This is a genomic window from Pseudomonas leptonychotis (genome assembly GCF_004920405.1).
GTDB classification, from domain to species: domain Bacteria; phylum Pseudomonadota; class Gammaproteobacteria; order Pseudomonadales; family Pseudomonadaceae; genus Aquipseudomonas; species Aquipseudomonas leptonychotis.
This window is the reverse complement of record NZ_RFLV01000001.1, coordinates 1,704,999-1,723,634: the sequence shown is the minus strand read 5'-3', so window position 1 is coordinate 1,723,634 and position 18,636 is coordinate 1,704,999. Positions and strand designations below refer to the sequence as shown.

At 61.8% G+C, this 18,636-nt stretch carries 16 protein-coding genes; 12 read left to right on the top strand and 4 right to left on the bottom strand.

All coding sequences use genetic code 11. The annotated features are described in order from the left end of the window. Positions 1 to 185: 185 nt before the first annotated feature. From arsS to D8779_RS07765, 9 genes are all read left to right on the top strand, one after another. A complete protein-coding gene (arsS, locus tag D8779_RS07805; protein ID WP_205895811.1) occupies positions 186 to 1,154 on the top strand; it encodes an arsenosugar biosynthesis radical SAM (seleno)protein ArsS in 969 nt (322 codons plus the stop codon). Positions 1,155 to 1,169: 15 nt separating this feature from the next. Further along, entirely contained in the window at positions 1,170 to 2,555 is a 1,386-nt protein-coding gene (locus D8779_RS07800; protein ID WP_136663847.1) for a sodium:solute symporter family transporter, read from the top strand. After that, the gene (locus D8779_RS07795; protein ID WP_205895790.1) at positions 2,555 to 3,517 is read left to right on the top strand and encodes a hypothetical protein; all 963 of its coding nucleotides are present in this window, start codon (positions 2,555 to 2,557) and stop codon (positions 3,515 to 3,517) included. The genes D8779_RS07800 and D8779_RS07795 overlap by 1 nt, the downstream gene beginning before the upstream one ends. Further along, positions 3,517 to 5,658: an FAD-dependent oxidoreductase gene (locus D8779_RS07790; protein WP_136663845.1), complete on the top strand. Its 2,142-nt coding sequence runs from the start codon at positions 3,517 to 3,519 to the stop codon at positions 5,656 to 5,658. Before D8779_RS07795 ends, D8779_RS07790 begins: the two co-directional genes overlap by 1 nt. After that, positions 5,658 to 6,368 (top strand): DUF3047 domain-containing protein, encoded by a 711-nt coding sequence (locus D8779_RS07785; RefSeq protein ID WP_136663844.1) that lies wholly within the window; start codon positions 5,658 to 5,660, stop codon positions 6,366 to 6,368. Before D8779_RS07790 ends, D8779_RS07785 begins: the two co-directional genes overlap by 1 nt. 64 nt (positions 6,369 to 6,432) lie before the next feature. Continuing rightward, complete coding sequence (locus tag D8779_RS07780) at positions 6,433 to 7,506, top strand: FAD-dependent oxidoreductase (protein WP_136663843.1); 1,074 nt, start codon at positions 6,433 to 6,435, stop codon at positions 7,504 to 7,506. Positions 7,507 to 7,586: 80 nt separating this feature from the next. After that, positions 7,587 to 9,389, top strand: a complete 1,803-nt coding sequence (locus tag D8779_RS07775) for a methyl-accepting chemotaxis protein (RefSeq protein WP_420875582.1) — start codon at positions 7,587 to 7,589, stop codon at positions 9,387 to 9,389. Positions 9,390 to 9,523: 134 nt separating this feature from the next. Next, on the top strand, positions 9,524 to 10,213 hold the full coding sequence (locus tag D8779_RS07770; protein ID WP_136663842.1) for a type 1 glutamine amidotransferase domain-containing protein: 690 nt from the start codon (positions 9,524 to 9,526) through the stop codon (positions 10,211 to 10,213). A gap of 70 nt (positions 10,214 to 10,283) precedes the next feature. Further along, positions 10,284 to 10,940, top strand: coding sequence for a cupin domain-containing protein (locus tag D8779_RS07765; protein WP_136663841.1), 657 nt, complete (start codon positions 10,284 to 10,286; stop codon positions 10,938 to 10,940). Here the strand turns inward: D8779_RS07765 and D8779_RS07760 are convergent. Then, the gene (locus tag D8779_RS07760; RefSeq protein ID WP_136663840.1) at positions 10,937 to 12,169 is read right to left on the bottom strand and encodes an NADH:flavin oxidoreductase/NADH oxidase family protein; all 1,233 of its coding nucleotides are present in this window, start codon (positions 12,167 to 12,169) and stop codon (positions 10,937 to 10,939) included. The genes D8779_RS07765 and D8779_RS07760 overlap by 4 nt on opposite strands. Before the next feature lie 77 nt (positions 12,170 to 12,246). Here D8779_RS07760 and D8779_RS07755 point away from each other — a divergent pair, with 77 nt between their 5' ends. Together D8779_RS07755 and D8779_RS07745 are read left to right on the top strand one after the other, a co-directional pair. Then, positions 12,247 to 12,660, top strand: a complete 414-nt coding sequence (locus D8779_RS07755; protein ID WP_136663839.1) for a MerR family transcriptional regulator — start codon at positions 12,247 to 12,249, stop codon at positions 12,658 to 12,660. A gap of 355 nt (positions 12,661 to 13,015) precedes the next feature. Further along, positions 13,016 to 14,329, top strand: a complete 1,314-nt coding sequence (locus D8779_RS07745) for an NAD(P)/FAD-dependent oxidoreductase (RefSeq protein WP_136663837.1) — start codon at positions 13,016 to 13,018, stop codon at positions 14,327 to 14,329. Positions 14,330 to 14,412: 83 nt separating this feature from the next. On the opposite strand, the gene D8779_RS07740 is transcribed toward D8779_RS07745, so the two are convergent. After that, positions 14,413 to 16,395, bottom strand: coding sequence for a metallophosphoesterase family protein (locus tag D8779_RS07740; RefSeq protein WP_136663836.1), 1,983 nt, complete (start codon positions 16,393 to 16,395; stop codon positions 14,413 to 14,415). Between the two features lie 92 nt (positions 16,396 to 16,487). Next, positions 16,488 to 17,171, bottom strand: a complete 684-nt coding sequence (locus tag D8779_RS07735; protein WP_136663835.1) for a Crp/Fnr family transcriptional regulator — start codon at positions 17,169 to 17,171, stop codon at positions 16,488 to 16,490. Positions 17,172 to 17,260: 89 nt separating this feature from the next. Here D8779_RS07735 and D8779_RS07730 point away from each other — a divergent pair, with 89 nt between their 5' ends. Beyond that, positions 17,261 to 17,785: an Mpo1 family 2-hydroxy fatty acid dioxygenase gene (locus D8779_RS07730; protein WP_136663834.1), complete on the top strand. Its 525-nt coding sequence runs from the start codon at positions 17,261 to 17,263 to the stop codon at positions 17,783 to 17,785. An 89-nt stretch (positions 17,786 to 17,874) separates the two neighbouring features. Here the strand turns inward: D8779_RS07730 and D8779_RS07725 are convergent, their stop codons facing one another. Next, a complete protein-coding gene (locus D8779_RS07725; RefSeq protein ID WP_136663833.1) occupies positions 17,875 to 18,618 on the bottom strand; it encodes a hypothetical protein in 744 nt (247 codons plus the stop codon). Positions 18,619 to 18,636: the final 18 nt, after the last annotated feature.

Sequence of the window (18,636 nt, the reverse complement as noted above, 5' to 3'; positions counted from 1 at the left end):
CCGCTCGGCTTGAAGCCTGTAGGAAGGGCGCTCGACACGTCTGGTAAAGCTATCGCGCACTATTCTTGCCGAGTCAGCGTAACAAAAGTGTCCGGTCACTCTCTATAGTGACCACAAACAGCTGGCAGCTTTGTGCCCCTCGCACCTGAGGGCGCGCCAGCGATAAGGAGTTAACCGTGCACGCTATGCTGCCATTGCTCGACCAACTGGCCTTTCCGGCAATCCGCCGGGGCCCGCTGGAAGCGCTGCAGATCAACCTGACCTACCGCTGCAACCAGCGCTGCCTGCATTGCCACGTAAATGCCGGGCCCACCCGCACCGAAGAGATGACCGACGAAAGCCTGGCACTGCTGCATCAAGTGATTGATGCGCACCCGGTGCAGACCCTCGACCTCACCGGCGGCGCGCCGGAAATGCACCCACGCTTTCGCGAGATCGTGCTGCACGCACGCCGTGAAGGCCTGCGGGTGATCGATCGTTGCAACCTGACCATCCTCAGCGAGCCCGGTTACGAAGATCTGGCCCAGTTCCTCGCCGAGCAGGGCGTGGAAGTCAGTGCCTCCTTGCCGTGCTACTCACGCGATAACGTCGATAAGCAACGCGGCGATGGTGTGTTCGAGGCCAGCATCAACGGCCTGCAACAGCTCAACGCCCTCGGTTACGGTCAACCCGGCAGCGGCCTGATTCTCAACCTAGTGTACAACCCGCAAGGTGCCAGCCTGCCGCCCCCGCAAGTCGCATTGGAAGCGGACTACAAACAGCACCTGGCTGAAGATTTCGGCATCGTCTTCAACCACCTGCTGACCATCACCAATCAGCCGATTGCACGCTTTGGCAGCACCTTGGTCAGCAAGGGCCAGTTCAACGGCTATATGCAGCTGCTGCGCGACAGCTATCGCCCGGAAAACCTCGACTCACTAATGTGCCGTTCGCTGGTCAGCGTTGACTGGCAGGGCTATCTGTACGACTGCGACTTCAACCAGATGCTTGAGCTACCGTTGCCCCTACAGGGCCAGTTGATTGGCCGCGAGCGCGCGCACTTGCGCGACCTGCTCGGCGCCACCCTCGATGGCAACCCCATCATTACCCGAGACCATTGCTACGCCTGCACCGCCGGGCAGGGCTCCAGCTGCGGCGGCGCGCTTAATGAATAAGGCTGGAGTAGACGTATGAGCAGCACTGTCGGGCTGTTTTTCTGGGGATTTCTGCTGGTGTATGGCGTGCTAATGGTGGCCCTGTCACCCCGCGCCGTAACCCTCGGCGGCTTCTTCAACGGTGAAGACAATCAGGGCCGCAGCGCTGCGCCCTGGTTGCTGACCTCGAGCATTTTTATCAGCTGGATCTTCGCCAAATCGGTGACCAACGCCGCCAACCTGGGCGCCAGCTACGGCCTGATCGGCGGCTTGGCCTATGCCATGTACTGGCTGTCGATTCCGCTCACCGGCTTCGTTATCTACCGCCTACGTCGTCGCTATGCGGCTACCGGACTGGTGAGCTTTCTCAGCAGCCATTACGGCCGTGGCGCGGCGTTGGCATTTTCCGCCGCCATCCTGATTCGCCTGTTCAACGAGGTGTGGAGCAACACGGCGGTGGTCGGCGGCTATTACGGTGACGCCGGCAGCCTCGAATTTATTGGCGCGGCCCTGTTGTTTACCGCCGTGACCCTGGCCTACAGCCTGCGCGGCGGCCTGCGCAGCTCGATCCTCACCGATGCGGCGCAGGCGGCAATCTTTATCGTCGCGCTGATCTGGGTACTCGGTTTGGTACTGCCGCAGCATTCGCCTAGCGAACTGGCCAGCACCAGCCACTGGGCGCTGAATGCCGGCGTCGACCTGCTGCTGGTGGCCGGCCTGCAAGCCTTCAGTTATGGCTTCCATGACCCGGTACTGACCGATCGCGGCTTTATCAGCGAAGAGAAAACCATGCGCCGCTCGTTCGTGATTGCCGGCGTGCTGGGCTTCTTCGCCATCCTCGCGTTCAGCCTGATCGGCGTACATGCGCAACTCACTGGTTTAGCAGCCTCGGACAACGTACCCGCTGCACTGGCCAAGACCATGGGCATCGGCGCGTTGATGGTGATGACCGTGGTGATGGTCTCCGCTGCGGGTTCGACGCTGGACTCAACCTTCTCCAGCCTGGCCAAGCTGGCCGGCCGCGAGCTGCCCAAGCTGGCCGGGCGCGACTTGGGCCAGAAGGCTATCGGCGTCGGCATGGCCGTCATGGTGGTCTTCGCCTTGCTCGGCAATCTGCCGATGATTGCGGGCACCGACATTCTCAAGGCCACCACCATCAGCGGCACCATGGTCATCGGTCTGGCTCCGGTGTTTATCCTGCATGGTCTGACCACGCCCACCCGCATGGGCTTCCATCTGAGTTTCTGGACTGGCCTGGGCTTGGGCGTTGCCCTGACGCTGGGTTGGATCCCGCAGAGCTGGGCCATCGGTGACGGCAAATATGCCCTGCTGCTCGGCACCAACCTGTATGGCCTGGGGCTGTGTGTACTGGGCTATCTGATCCCCGGCTGGTTTAACACTCACCAGCGAGGAGCCGCCTGATGCGTGCCGGTCGTGATTGTCCGTTGGACTACCGCCTGGCGCGGGATGCCTTTAGTGGCTCGCCGCTATTCGACTGCGAAACCCTGTATGTGGTCGGTGGCCTGTACGGCAACCGCCAGGCACTGGCCGCGCTGGAGAAACGTTTAGCGGCTGAGCCAAATGCGCGCGTGGTGTTCAACGGCGATGCCCATTGGTTTGACCGTGAGCCCGCGTTATTCCAGCAGATTGAACAGGGCGTGAATCCACACCTGGCGATGCGTGGCAATGTCGAAACCGAACTGGGCCGCGTGGAAAACAGCGGGGCTGGCTGCGGCTGTGCCTACCCGATGAGCGTGGACGACGCCGTGGTCGAACGCTCCAATGCCATCCAACTGGAGCTCAATCGCACCGTGCAGGGTTTGCCCGGTATGGCCGAGCGTTTGGCAGCACGGCCCAGCACCGCGTTAGTCAGCGTCGGTGGTCAGCGCATCGCCATTAGCCATGGTGACGAGCAATCGCTGGCTGGCTGGGATTGCTCACGCGAAGCCATGACTGCAGCGGCGCGCCAGCAGCAGCTAGATGCCTGGCTGCTCGCGCAGAACATTCGCGTATTGGCCACCAGCCATAGCTGCAGCGCCGTGGCGTTGAACCTTGCGCATGGCGCGTTGATCAATAACGGCGCGGCCGGCCTGCCCAATTTTAGCGGCGGTCGTTATGGCCTGATCAGCCGCATCGCCACCACCCCACACCCGGCCGCACTCTACCGCTGCCAACGCGATGGGCTGTTTATCGAAGCCCTGCCACTGAACTACGACCACCCAGCCTTTCTCGCCGACTTCGACCGCCAATGGCCCGCCCATAGCCCGGCCGCCAAGTCCTATCGCTCACGCATTCTCGGCAACACCACAGACCGCCCCGAAGCGGCTTTGCTGGCCGGCTTTAGCCTGTGCCAAAGCCTCTGCGCCCTGGAGACACTAAACTGATGAACGCTCGCAAACTCGCCCTAATGGGCGTGATTCTCGCCTTGCTAGGCAGCTTCTTTATTTTCGATGTTGGCCAATACCTCAACCTCGATGCCCTGAAGACCCAGCAGGACGCCCTCAACGCCCAGGTCAGCGCTCAACCGTGGCTGGCCGCTGGGGTGTTCTTCCTCGCCTATGTTGCGGTCACAGCGCTTTCGCTGCCTGGCGCGGCGCTAATGACCCTGCTGGCTGGCGCACTGTTCGGCCTGCTTGAAGGCTTTGTGCTGGTGTCATTCGCGTCTACCGCCGGGGCGACTTTAGCCATGCTCAGCAGTCGTTTTCTGCTGCGTGACTGGGTGCAAACACGCTTTGGTCAGCGGCTGGCCAAGATCGACGCCGGCATCGAACGCGAAGGTCCTTTCTACCTGTTCGCCCTGCGCCTAGTGCCGGCTTTCCCATTCTTCCTGATCAACCTGGCCATGGGCCTGACCCGGCTGCCGGTGCGCACCTACTGGTGGGTCAGCCAGCTCGGCATGCTGCCGGGCACCTTAGTGTTCGTGAACGCCGGCCGTGAGCTGGGCCAGCTGGAGTCGCTGAGCGGCATCCTCTCGCCTGGCTTGCTCGGCGCCTTTGTCTTGCTCGGTGTATTCCCGCTGATCGCACGCAAGTTGCTCGGCCTGATTCAGGCGCGTCGGGTGTATGCCGGCTGGGACAAACCGAAAAACTTCGACCGTAACCTGGTGGTGATTGGTGCCGGCGCCGGCGGGCTGGTCAGCTCGTATATCGCCGCGGCGGTAAAAGCCAAGGTCAGCCTGATCGAAAAACACCAAATGGGCGGCGACTGCCTGAACACCGGCTGCGTGCCCTCCAAAGCGCTACTGCGCTCGGCCAAACTGGCCAACGAGCTGAAAAAAGGCGAGGCCCTGGGCTTCACCGGCGTGCAAGGGCAAGTGGATTTCCCGGCCGTAATGGAACGCATCCAGCGGGTGATCGCCGACATCGAGCCGCATGACTCGGTGGAGCGCTACACCGGTCTGGGCGTCGAGGTGATCCAGGGTGAGGCGAAAATCCTCACGCCTTGGACGGTTGAGGTCAACGGACAAACATTGAGTAGCCGCAACCTAATCATCGCCGCCGGCGCACGGCCGTTTGTGCCGGATATTCCGGGGCTCGAGCAAATCCGCGCCTACACCTCCGACAGCATCTGGACCCTGCGTGAGCAACCGCGCTGGCTGCTGGTGCTCGGCGGCGGGCCGATTGGTTGCGAGCTGGCGCAAGCCTTTCAGCGCCTCGGCAGCCAGGTGATTCAAGTGGAGCGCGGCGGCCGTCTGCTGCCCCGTGAGGATGCCAATGCCAGCGAAGCAGTCATGGCCAGCCTGCGTGCCGACGGCGTCGACTTGCGCCTGCAACATCAGGCCGAGCGTTTTGAGGTGGTCGACGGTGAACCGCGGATGATTGCCCGCAACCTGGAAACCGACGAGCCAGTCACCATCGCCTTCGACTGCCTGCTGTTGGCCCTCGGTCGTAAAGCCAATGTCAGCGGCTACGGCGCCGAGGAACTGGGCCTGACGCTGCGTGATAATGGCACCCTGGAAACCGACGAATACCTGGCCACGCGCTTCCCCAATATTTTTGCGGTGGGCGACGTCACCGGGCCGTATCAGTTCACCCACGTGGCCGCGCACCAAGCCTGGTACGCCGCCGTCAACGCGCTGTTTTCCGGGTTCAAACGCTTCAAAGCCGATTACCGGGTGATTCCGCACTGCACCTTCACCGACCCAGAAGTGGCACGTGTTGGCCTCAGCGAAGGCGAAGCCCAGGCGCAAAACACCGCTTATGAAGTCACCCGCTACGGCATTGACGACCTCGACCGCGCCATCGCCGATGAAGCCGCCCATGGTTATGTGCAGGTACTCACCGAGCCCGGCAAGGACCGCATTCTCGGGGTGACCATCGTCGGCGAGCACGCCGGTGAGCTGCTCACCGAATACGTGCTGGCCATGAAGTACAACATGGGCCTGAACAAGATTCTCGGCACCATCCACAGCTACCCGACCATGAGTGAGGCGAACAAGTACGCCGCCGGCGAATGGAAGCGAGCGCATGCCCCACAGGGCCTACTGCGCTGGGTTGAGCGCTTCCACACTTGGCGGCGCAGCTGATGCGCGCCTTAGTGCTGGGCCTCATCCTCGCCGCTCCGCTGGCCCAGGCGGAGAACCTACTCACGCCCTGGACTGCCGGGCCGCCGAGTGGTGAATGGTCGACGCCGTGGAAGCTGGCAGACATTCCCAAACTCAAACCCTCTGAACGCTCGCTGGTCGAGCTGGATGGCCAATCTGTGCTGCGCATCAAGGCCGATGCCGCCGCTGGCGGACTGGTGCATCCATTGAGTTTGTCCGGTGATCAAGCCTGGCAACTGAATTGGCAGTGGCGCACTGAGCAAAAACTGGACAAGGCCCGCTTCGCCACCCGCGAGGGCGATGACTACGCCGCGCGGGTCTATGTGCTGCTCGACTATCCACTGGACTCGCTGAGCTTCGTCACCCGGCAGAAGCTACGCCTGGCACGCACCTTCTTCGACCCCGATCTGCCGGCCGCGACCTTGAGCTACGTCTGGGATAACCGCGAAGCACCCGGCACCCATGCCCGCAGCGCCTACACCGAAACGGTAGAGATGCACGTGCTGCGCGGCCCGGATGCGCCACTGGGCGAATGGCTGGAGGAGTCGCGTGATCTGCGCGCCGATGCCACCGCCGCCTTCGGCAGCGCGCCGCGCAAGATTCTCGGTGTGGTGTTCGCGGCCGACAGCGACAACACCGGCGAAAGCGTGACCAGTTATTTCGCCACGCCGCAATTACGCCACGCACCCTGACAGTCCGTGGCGTAAGTCTTTACCATGCAGCGACTGTTTGACACGCAACCCATGGAAGCTTGGCGTGACTCATCACTATGACCTGCTATTGATCGGTGCTGGCCATGCTCACCTCGGCGTGTTGCGGCGTTGGGCTTTGGTCGAGCGGCCGCCGGGGCGCATTGCCTTGCTCAGTGCCGGGCCGGTGGCCTGGTATTCGGGCATGTTGCCGGGCTTGCTGGCCGGGCGGCATGCGCCAGAGGATTGCCAGATCGAGCTGCAAAGCTTGTGTCGCGCGGCCAAGGTCGAGCTGATCATCAGCCCGGTAGAAGGCTTGTCTGCCGCCCAACAACAGGTGCAACTGGCCGATGGACGCACCCTGGATGCGAGTTGGTTGTCGCTGAATGTCGGGGCCCAGGTCAGTGCACCGCCGCAACACGGCGACGCCATGCACCTGTTGGCGGTAAAACCGTTCGACGAACTGCTCGCCGGCTGGCAACAGTGGCAACGCGCGCCGCAACCCATGGCGATTCTCGGTGGCGGGGCGGCCGGGGTCGAATTGGCCTTGGCCCTGGCCGGCAAGGTGCCGCAACTGGCGCTGTTCTGCGCCGGGCATTTGCTCGATGGCTTATCACCAGGGATACGCTTGCGGGCGTTGGGGCAACTACGCCAGCACGCGGTGGACGTGCGCGAGGATTGCCCGATCAGTCGGGTCGATAACGATCGTTTACTTAGCGGCAATGAACCGGTTTGGCGCGGTCAGCGCCTGTTGCTGGCCAGCGGTGCCAAAGCCTTTGCCTGGCCAGCGCACAGTGGCCTGGGCTGCGATGAGCGCGGTTTTGTATTGATTGCGCCCACATTGCAGAGCTACACCCACCCGACCATTTTCGCCGTGGGTGATTGCGCCAACCTGCCGGGCGCACGCAAAAGCGGGGTCTACGCAGTACGTCAGGGCCCGGTGCTGGCCGCCAACCTGAATGCAGCCCTGCGTGGGCTGCCGTTGCAACGCTACCGCCCGCAACGCCAGAGCCTGGCGTTATTGGCCACCGGCGATGGCGGCGCGCTACTCGACTGGCACGGTTACAGCGCCGACGGCCAGCTCTACGGCCGCTGGAAAGATTTTCTGGACAAAGGCTTTATCCAGCGCCATCGCCTTTAACACCAATCTCGGCCTGCATGGCATCGCTTGTGTGAGCACAAACAGATGCCAATGGCTTAGCCCCCTGCGACCAAAGTGCCATGGCTGCGGACAGCCAAGAGTGCTCGAATCAACCTCCCGTTAAAGGTTGGCCGCAGGGAGCGACACCCGCTATGGTCTATAGATTCGCTGACAGCGGCCGATTGCCTACGCAGGCACATCCGGCTGCAAGCACGTACTCTCCAGCAGGCATGGCCCGCCCTATACCAGTAGGCGCGCTGCAGGCAGTTTCTGGTGTTGGCACTGCCAGAATAAAAATAATGAGGTTTGTCATGCGTTCTGCGTTTATTACCTACCCCAAGGCCTGCCTGCTGCATGCCATCGGGTTGGCCGGGTTGATGGTGGCTTACCAGCAGATCCAAATACCCTGGTTTATCAGCATTCCCTCGTTCCTGCTGTTGGCTCTGTGGCCCTGGTTAGGGCCTTGGCAGCGTCAGCATGAAGAGCTGCCTGCGCCAACCGACAGCCACGCTGAGTCGTTCACCTCCCTCAGCCAGAGCTTGTCGCGGCATACCTGCCACAACGCCTTATCTGCCGCCCAAGTGGCCCATGCCGCGCAGCAACTGGCCGGCAAACTGCAATCGCAGCTGAGTGCCACCGAGCAGGTCAACCTCGCTGCCGAAGCCATCACCCACACCGAACAGGACAACGCCCAGCGTGCCGAGCAAACGCTACTGGCAGCACAGCGCGTACGGCAAAACAGCGCCAGCGGGCAACAGGAACTGCGCGCCGCCATCGCGGCCATGCAACAGCTGAGCACACAAACGGCCACCAGCCGCGAACTGATCGACGGCCTTAGCAGCCGTACGGAACAGATCGAGAAAGTCACCCAAGTGATCCAGTCAATCGCCAGCCAGACCAACCTGCTGGCGCTCAATGCGGCCATCGAAGCCGCCCGCGCCGGTGAGCTCGGCCGTGGCTTTGCCGTGGTGGCCGATGAAGTGCGCAACCTGGCGGGGCGCACCAGCAGCGCTACCGAGGAAGTCACCCAGATTGTCAGCGATATCCGCCAGCAGAGCGCAGCGGTGGTCAGCCATATGCAGCAACAGGCCGAGCAGCTGACACTGGCGGCAACCCAGGTCGAACACACCGGCGAACAACTGCAGGGAATTGCCGACCTGGCAGTGGACGTGGAGTGCCAGGTGAGCCAGATCGACACCGGCACCCGGCACAATCACGAACGCCTGGCCGAGCTGTCAGTGGCGGTCAGCCAATTGCGCACTGATGTGAGTGACAGCGAAGGGCAGACCCGCCAACTCAGCAGCGCCGCTGAGCAGTTGGTCGGCCAAGCCGAAACGGTCAGCGAGCAGCTCGCCAGCGTCGGTCTGGATGACTACCACCAACGCATTTACGACCTGGCCCGCAACGCTGCCGTACAGATCGGCCAGCAGTTTGAGGCGGATATCCAAGCCAACCGAATCAGCCTCGGCGACCTGTTCGACCGCCACTACCAACCGCTGCCGAACAGCTTCCCTGCCAAGTACAAAACCCGCTTCGACAGCTATGCCGATCAAGTACTGCCGGCCATTCAAGAGCCTTTACTGGCGCAACACGAAGGCCTGGTATTTGCCATTGCCAGCACCGCCGAGGGTTATGTGCCGACCCACAACAATGCCTTCAATCATGCGCAAACCGGCGACCGCGCGGTGGACGCCCTGAAAAGCCGTAGCAAGCGTCTGTTCAACGACCGCACTGGCATTCGCTGCGGCAGCCACCAGCAGCCGCTGCTGCTGCAAACCTATATGCGCGACACCGGTGAGCTGATGCACGACCTGTCGGTGCCGATCAGGGTCCAGGGTCGCCACTGGGGCGGTTTGCGCCTGGGTTACAAGCCAGAACCTTGAGCCGCCGCACGTCGGCGCGACGCACGCATAGCTTCGCCCGGCAGAAAAATTGAATTTCCATACCCTCTGCGGTTCATACCCTGTACCCCATTCAGGTTGACCACTGCAGCCGTCAGCCGCCAAGGAGCACCTTTATGAAGATTCTGCTGGTACTGACTTCCCACGACCAACTGGGCGATACCGGGCATAAAACCGGTTTCTGGTTGGAAGAATTCGCCTCACCCTATTACGTATTCAAAGACGCCGGCGCGCAGTTGACCCTGGCCTCGCCCAAGGGTGGCCAGCCACCACTCGACCCCAAGAGCGACGAGGCCGATGCACAAACCCCGGCCACTGAACGCTTCAAATCCGACCCGGCCGCGCAACAGGCACTGGCCAACACTGTGCCGTTGAACCAAGTGAAGGCAGATGATTACGACGCGGTGTTCTACCCAGGCGGCCATGGCCCACTGTGGGACTTGGCTGAAGACCTCCACTCGATCGCCTTGATCGAGCACTTTCAGGCCCAAAACAAACCAGTGGCGGCGGTTTGCCACGCGCCGGGCGTGCTGCGGCATGTCAAAGCAGCCAACGGCCAGCCGCTGGTTCGCGGTAAAAAAGTCACGGGCTTCAGCAACAGCGAAGAAGCGGCGGTGCAGCTAACTGAGGTGGTGCCGTTTTTGGTGCAAGACATGCTCATCGCCAACGGCGGTCACTATTCCAGCGTTAACGACTGGCAGAGCCATGTGAAGGTCGACGGCTTGCTGATCACCGGGCAAAATCCTGGCTCATCAGACGCCACCGCTGAAGCGCTGATGCAGCTGCTGAAAACCGCTAAAGCGTGAGCGAGCTGGCCGTGCGTAGCGTACACAGTGCGCCACGCCACCTGAACGCCAGCCAGAGGTAATCTCGACCATGCAACTCAACGCCGACTTCAGCCAACGCGCGCTGGTGCGTCCAGACGACAGCCCGTGGGTAGCTTCTCCTATGCCGGGGGTGGAGCGGCGCATGCTCGACCGGATTGGCGAGGAAGTGGCGCGGGCGACTTCAATCGTGCGTTACGCCGCCGACTCGCACTTCAGCGCCCATCAGCATCCGGGCGGTGAGGAGTATCTGGTACTGGAGGGAGTGTTCAGCGATGAACAGGGCGACTACCCCGCCGGCACCTATGTGCGTAACCCCATCGGCAGCTCGCACGCGCCGTTCAGCCGCGAGGGCTGCACGATTTTCGTCAAGCTGATGCAGTTTGATCCGGCGGATGATCAGCACGTGGTGATCGACAGCAACCAGGCCGAATGGCTGCCGGGCATGGTGCCGGGCTTGCGCGTATTACCGCTGCATCAGCACGGCACCGAACATGTAGCGCTGGTGCGCTGGGCACCGGGCACATGCTTCAATCGCCATCGGCATTGGGGCGGCGAAGAGATTCTGGTGCTGGAAGGGGTCTTTCAGGACGAGTTCGGTGATTACCCGGCGGGCAGTTGGCTGCGCAGCCCGCACCTGTCAGAGCACACCCCGCTCAGTGAACAGGGTTGCCTGATCTGGGTAAAAACCGGGCATCTGGGCGGTTAGCTGCCGCCCGCCATCAAGCGCTTGTAAACCCGGGTACGCCGTACCGTCTTGAGTTGTTCCTGCAGCAAGGCGCGCAACGGCGACACCTGCGCATCCGTGCGCTTGCCGCGGCTGAGCTGGCGCAGCTGGAATTTCACCGTGGCCATATAGGCCAGCGAGGCCAGCGCCTTGTTCTTCCAGCGAATCGGCGGCAGCTCGGCACGTGCCTCGTGTTGGCCCGCCTGCCATTGCTTGGGCAGTGCCGGCTCGATAGCCAGCGCTGTGCCAATACCGGCCATGGCCACCCCACTGGCCAACACCTGCTCGACCACCGGCAAGCGACGAATGCCGCCCGTAACCATCACCGGCATCTTCGCCACAGCCGCGATCTCACCGGCAAACTCCAGAAAGTACGCCTCACGCGCCAGGGTCCGCCCATCGCGGGCATCGCCCTGCATGGCCGGCGCTTCGTAGCTGCCGCCGGACAGCTCGACCATATCCACCGCCAACTCGTTGAGCAGCACCACCACCTGCTTGGCATCGGCCTCGGCAAAGCCGCCGCGCTGAAAGTCCGCCGAGTTGAGTTTGACCGCCACGCTGAAACCCGGCGCCACCACTGCACGCACCGCCTTGATCACCTCCAGCAATAACCGGGCGCGGTTTTCCAGCGGGCCACCCCAGCGATCGGTGCGCTTATTGCTCAACGGCGAGAGAAACTGGCTAAGCAGATAACCGTGCGCAGCGTGAATCTGCACGCCGTTAAAGCCAGACCGTTCGGCCAGTTGCGCACTGCGCGCAAAGCGCTGAATCAGTGCTTCGATTTCGGCCTCATCGAGCGCCTTGGGTACGGGAAACATCTTCGACAAACCGCCCAGCTCCAGCGCCACCGCCGAAGGCGCGACGGTTTGCTGGCCAAGATTGGCCTGCATCTGCCGCCCCGGATGATTGAGCTGCATCCAGATCTGCGCGCCATGGGCCCGGCTGATGCGCGCCCACTCACGGAATTTTTCCAGCTGCCGCTCATCTTCCAGCACCACGCCGCCTGGCCCAGTCATGGCGCGGCGGTCGACCATCACATTGCCGGTCAACAGCAAGCCGCTGCCGCCTTCAGCCCAGGCCTTGTACAAGCGCAGCAATTCGGCGGAGGGGCCCTGACTGGTGTCGGCAAGATTCTCTTCCATTGCCGCCTTGGCAATACGATTGGGGATGACACTGCCGTTGGGCAGGTGCAGGGCTTCAAATGCGCTCATGGAAGACTCCGGGGTGGCAGATCAAGCAAGCCTAAGGTTAAAGTCAACTTTAAGGTCAATAGCCCGGAGTGCAGATAATGAAGATTGGTCAATTGGCCGAGCGCAGTGGCTTGCCGCCGTCACGCATCCGCTTTTATGAAGCCCGCGGCCTGCTCAGCGCCCAGCGCCAGGCCAACGGCTACCGCAGATATCCGGAACAGGCGCTGCAAACCCTCAGCATCATCAGTTGCGCGCAGCAGGCCGGGTTTAGCCTGGAAGAAATCCGCCGCTTGCTGCCGCAAGCTGACACAACGGGTTTGGACCATGCCGAATTACTCACCAGCCTGCAGCGCAAGGTCAGCGAGATTGAGCTGATGCAGCAACGCCTGGTGCAAAACAAGGCGCAGTTACTGACGATCATCGCCACCATCGAAAATAAGCCCGCAGGCATGCTCTGCACCGAAAATGCCGAGCGCGTATTGGCCACTCTACGCAACGCCAACAACGGCTAAACAAGCGGATAAATGTTTAGCCAATCAGCAACTAAGCATGTGAATAATCAGATTTAACCCCTGTGTTGGCCTGTGTGAACCTGCTGGCCATGTGTTTATCCATCGTGCTTACCACCGCTTCTGCATGCTTTGCCCTGCTGACTAAACAGCGCTTTTGCGCGGCCCCTTACAGCAACGCAACGCTGCCACAAACCCTGGCCTTCTGGGCCCTGTGGCATTGCCGTCATGCCCGCCCGCCGGACACCTGCGCCTCTCGCTAACTGTCTAGCTGCCAGCGTTGCTGGCGGCCCATGCTGTGCTAGCGCACCATGGCCCGCCGCGCACAGCACCCGCACGTCGTCCCAGGAAGCTGCTTATGAATGCCGCCACCCAGCCCGTAATACCCGCTGCCGAACGTTGCCCGTCCTATTACAGCGCCAGCCTCAATGAGGAAACCGATTACCCGACCCTGCAAGGCGAAGTCAGCGTCGATGTAGTGATCATCGGCGGCGGCTTTACCGGCGTCGCCACCGCCGTGGAGCTGGCCGAGCGCGGTCTAAAAGTGGCGATTATCGAAGCCAATAAAATCGGTTGGGGCGCGACCGGGCGCAACGGTGGCCAGGTTACCGGCAGCCTGTCAGGCGATGCAGCCATGACCAAGCAGATGCGCAACACCCTCGGCGAAGAGGTCGAGGACTTTATCTGGCACTTGCGTTGGCGCGGTCACACCATCATCAAACAGCGTGTGGAGAAGTACGGCATTCAGTGCGACCTCAAGCACGGCCACCTGCATGCGGCGATGAAGCCCGTGCACATGCACGAACTGGAAGCCACCCACGCCGAAGCCGTGCGCCGCGGCATGGCGGCTGACGTGACCCTGCTCGACCGCGACGGCGTGCGCAGCCACCTGGCCAGCGACCTGTACAACGGCGCGCTGAAGAACACCCGCAATATGCACCTGCACCCGCTGAATCTGTGTATCGGTGAAGCCAAGGCCGCCGCCAGCTTGGGCGCGTTAATTTTCGAGCACTCCGAGGTACTGGAGATTGTTCACGGTGCCAAGCCGGCGGTAATCACCGCTCAAGGGCGGATCAACGCCAAGCAGGTGCTGCTGGCCGGCGACGTGTACCACAAGCTCGAGCCGAAGAAACTCAAAGGCATGATCTTCCCGGCCATGGGCGGCATCGTCACCACCGCGCCGCTGGGTGAGCTGGCCAAACAGATCAACCCGCAGGACCTGGCCGTGTACGACTGCCGCTTCGTCCTCGACTACTACCGCACGACTGCCGATGGCCGCCTGCTGTTCGGCGGTGGCTGCAACTACTCCGGGCGTGATTCTCGCGACATCGCGGCTGAGTTACGCCCTGGTATCGAGAGCACCTTCCCGCAGCTCAAGGGCGTCGATATCGACTTCCAGTGGAGCTGCGCCATGGGCATTGTGATCAACCGCATCCCGCAACTGGGCAAGCTCTCGGATAACGTCTGGTACTGCCAGGGCTACTCCGGCCACGGCATCGCCACCACCCATATCATGGGCGAGATCATGGCCAACGCCCTGACTGGCACCATGGGCCATTACGACACCTTCGCCGCCTGCACACACATCAAGGTGCCGCTCGGTGATGTATTCGGCAACCCGATGCTGGCCGCCGGCATGTGGTACTACCAAATGCTGGAAAAACTGCGTTAAGCCACTCGCCATAACAGATCGCGGGCATGGCCCGCTCCTACAGGGTTACGCCTATCGTAGGAGCGGGCCATGCCCGCGAGCCTTTAGCCTCTTCCTGCTGGGCTGAGTGCGGCTTGCGGGACCGACGCCTTATCCCGATCATCAACAAAGGCCACCGCCGGCGAACCATCGGCGTTGTGCTGGTAGATCGCGCTCGGCTGGCCCTGCTCGTTAAAGAACACCTGGCCCAGCCCTGCGCCATTCCACAACCTTTCACCGGCCTTACTGCGCGAAGGAATGCGCGGCGTGACCTGCATACGCCGGCGTTTGGTCAGCCAGTTAAGCGGTGACCAGGGCGCGTACAGCCAACGGTTGAGGCGGTCGAACCAGTCGAGCAGGCGCGGTGGAAACTCATTCTTCAGACCGCTGCTGGTGATCTGCCAGAGTTGCGGCCCACGCTTGCGCTGCCGAATCAGCACCTCGTAAACGAAGGAATAGTGCACATCGCCGGAAAGAATCACATAGTTACCCGGCGTGCGTGAATGACGGAAGATATTCATCATCACCCGCGCTGCACCGCGGTGAGCCATCCAGTTTTCGGCATCGACCATCAGCGGATGGCCGGCCCAGCTGAAGACTTTTTGCACGGCCTCGATCAGCTTGACGCCGAACATCGGCGCGGCCGAGACGATGATCGCCGACGGCTGATCCAGCAGCGCCTGCTGAAATTCACACAGTGCTTCCCAATCCATCAAACCGGACGGCCGCTTGCGGTTACGCGCGCTACGCCAGCGCCGGGTGCGGGTGTCCAGCACCACCAGTGTCGGGCTGGTCGGCAGGACGAAATGCCACTGGTGAAAGGCCAATAAGCTATCGATCAGCGCATCCTGCTGTTGCGGGTTCATGTGGTTGTCCGCATCGCGGTCTGCGGTCATGGCCTGAACGGCCTGCAACGGCTTGGCGAACACCTCAGGGTTGTTACCCCAACCCTGACACAGCAGGTAGGCAATCAGGGCATTGCCCAAAATGCGCCTGGAAAACGGGTGACCGTAGGCCGTCAGCTCCCATTGCGCGGAGAGGTTCCAGTCATCGGTGACGTCGTGGTCATCGAAGATCATCAGCGTGGGCAAGTGGGCGAGGGCACGGGCAACCTGCGCCAGACCGCCGCGAAACACTTCAATATGCTTACGCTCAGCCTGGTAACGCGGCACTTCATCGCGACTCAACGCCGGCATCTCGGCATCCAGCAGGGTCCAGGGCACGGGTGACCAAACCAGCAGGTACATGGCCAAGACTTCGGCGCAGGTCACCAGATGGTTGTCGGCGCTGCTGGTGGTGAAAATCGGCTTCTCCACCCCGCCAAAGAAACGCTCACGCAGGGTTTCGTTGCTTTTCAGCTCTGGCAGCAATTCCGCGCGCTGGTAGTAGCTGGCCGGATGCTGGTACAGCGCGGTGCTGTCATCGACCACTGCACCCTCCAGGTGCTCACCGAACAGGCCGAGGCGGGCGATAACCTGATGGATCGCGCGCAACATCGGCCCGCTGACATCATCGGCGTAGATCTGGTCGCCGCTCATCAGCAGCAACGCCGGGCGCTGTTCAGGGGCGTGCGGTTCGGCCAACAGGCGGTCGGCGCAGAGTAGGCCATCGGCCGAGGGATGATGCGGCTTGCGGCAGGAACCGTGAAGAAGCTGATCCAGGTGCTCGCGCAGCACAAAATTAGGCTGCGCCACACCGTCATACAACAAGTGCGGCGCCCATTCGGCAATGCCTTGCGGCGCCTGGCCGGGTTGATCGATCAACAGGTCATAGTCGATCTGCACATCGCAGGGCAACGGCGTATCAAGCGCAAGTTCGATCAGGTGGATAAAGGCCTGCTCACCGACCTGGATCACCTGACAGCTGTCACCTTGCAGCGGATAACGCTGCGGCTCTTCAGCCTCACCATGAGCCAGCTGCAGGCTTAGGGTCAGCGGCCGACTGCCGACCAACCAGAGCACCAAGCACTGTGGCTGCATGCGCCGTAGCAGCGGACCGGCGAGCACCAGGGGGAGGTCATCGTGCACAGTAGCAGTGGGAGTCGGCATCAGGGCATTGGCTCAGGTGGCATGCAGAACGGCAATAGAGCGCCATTTTGCGCCACAGGTTCAGTATTTGCAGCCTCCCAGGCCTGCTCAGCTCACTGCGCCGCCTGACGCAGCCCTGGCAGATCAAGAATCTCAATCTCGCCATAGGTCAGGCGCAGAATGCCCTGGCCTTCCAACTCTTTGAGGATCTGGTTGGTGGTCTGCCGGGAAATCGCCAACATCAGCGCTAACTGTTCCTGGGGTAAATGGATGACCCGACGCGGCTCACCTTCACCGTAATTTTCGGCAATCAACAATAGCCGCCGGGCTAGGCGCGGAGCCGCTGGGCGCAGGCTCATCTCTTCCAGAGCAATAAACGCCAAACGCAATTTCTGACTCATCAGCAGGGCGAAATCACGCCAGTACTGTGGCTGTTGTTCAAGCAGCGCCAGCAGGCGCACTTGCGGCACCCACAGCAGGGTGGTGGTGCCTTCGGCGAAGGCATCGTGGGTGCGCGGCTGACCATCGAACAGGGAGATTTCGCCAAACCAATAGGGCGGTTCGACCAGAGTCAGCAGTGCTTCTTTTCCGGCGGCATTGACTGCACCGATGCGCATGCCGCCCTCAACCACCGCATACAAACCACAAGGCGGGTCGCCACGGCGAAACAGTACCTGCCCGGCCGCCAGTTGCTGCACCTGGGCGCACGCCAACAGGGCCTGCTGCAACGCGGCGGGCAGGGTATTGAACCAATGTCCTTGGCGCAGTCGTGCGTGATAGGTCTCGACAGCACTCATTGGCGGCTCCCGGTTTGTCGGCTAGCTGACAGAGCGGCGCGTGGTCTCGGGTTCATGCTGGGCACCTGTCCTGCGTGAGGAACACAATAATGAAAACCTTGGTCGACCATCTGGCTCAATACGCGGCGTATCACCGCGATCAGCGCAATATTCTCAGCCACTTTATCGGTATTCCACTGATCGTTCTGGCGGTAGCGGTATTACTTTCCCGTCCCGGCTTCGAGGTGCTTGGCCTGTGGCTGTCCCCAGCCGCGCTGACAGCACTGGCGGCAGCTGTCTTTTACCTACGCCTGGATGTGCGCTTCGGCTTGCTCATGGCTGCGCTGCTGGGCCTGAGTCTCTGGGCCGGCGCGGCGTTGGCGCAACAAACCACCCTGGTTTGGCTGAGCATGGGGTTGGGGCTGTTTGTGCTTGGCTGGGTTATTCAGTTCGTGGGGCATCACTACGAGGGGCGCAAGCCGGCGTTTGTCGATGACGTGATGGGCTTGGTGATCGGCCCACTGTTCGTCGCCGCCGAAGCCGCCTTCCTGCTGGGCCTGCGTAAAGAGGTTGAGCAGGCCATCGTCGAGCGCGCTGGGCCGACCTGCAGCCGCGAGAAGAAAGCCACCGCCTGAGGCTGCTAGACCCGATCCGGATCTCGCGAGCTAGAGCGAGGCCATTTTTAACGCCGTATCGCCGACGCGCAGCAGATCCAAGGCAGCCCTCAGTACATCGCCATCCATTGCGTGGTCAGTGACCGCGTATGGCGATACACAGTGATCGGGGCGAACGGCCGACCTGAGGCGCTCTGCAAGGCGCTGCTTTGGCTGTTGAGGTCCAGCAGCGCTGCTTTGAGGTAGTCCCAGCGGGTTTTCAACTTACCGACCTGCGGATCACTTTTGCTGTCCAGTGCGTCCAGCTGCGCATCAACCGCAGGTACGATTTTGCGCTCGTCCTGACCCAGATAGGTATTGGGCTGCTCACGGGCGGTTTCAAAATTACCGAAGTAGGCACGGCTGAGGTACTGAACCGAGAGGTATTCGAGTTTGGCGGCCACTTCGCTGGCTGCCGGATCGGCGAGTTTGCGGGTTTCCTCCAGCACGCCGAGCAGGGCTTTGCTGAGCTCCTCCGGATAGCGCCAAGGCATGTCATCCTCACTCGGACCGAAAGACACGCCCCGGCGAATCTGCACCACCAACTCCTGATGGGCGCTGCGTAAAGCATCGTTGCTTTGCGGCAAACCTTGCACCGACGCAGCCAGCGCTTGCAGGTCGGTTTCCAGGGCGTCTTGATGTTTCTTTTGGAAACCTTCGCCCCGTAACAACATCAAGCTGCTGGTAACCCGGCTGGCCTGCACCTGCACCTGTTCTTGGGGGGTAACGGCTTGAGCAAAGGTTACTGGTGCAAGGCTGATAAACAACCCGATAACCGCGACCAACAGCGGTCGATACAGCGTTATAGAACGCATACGAGGGGGGCTCCTTAT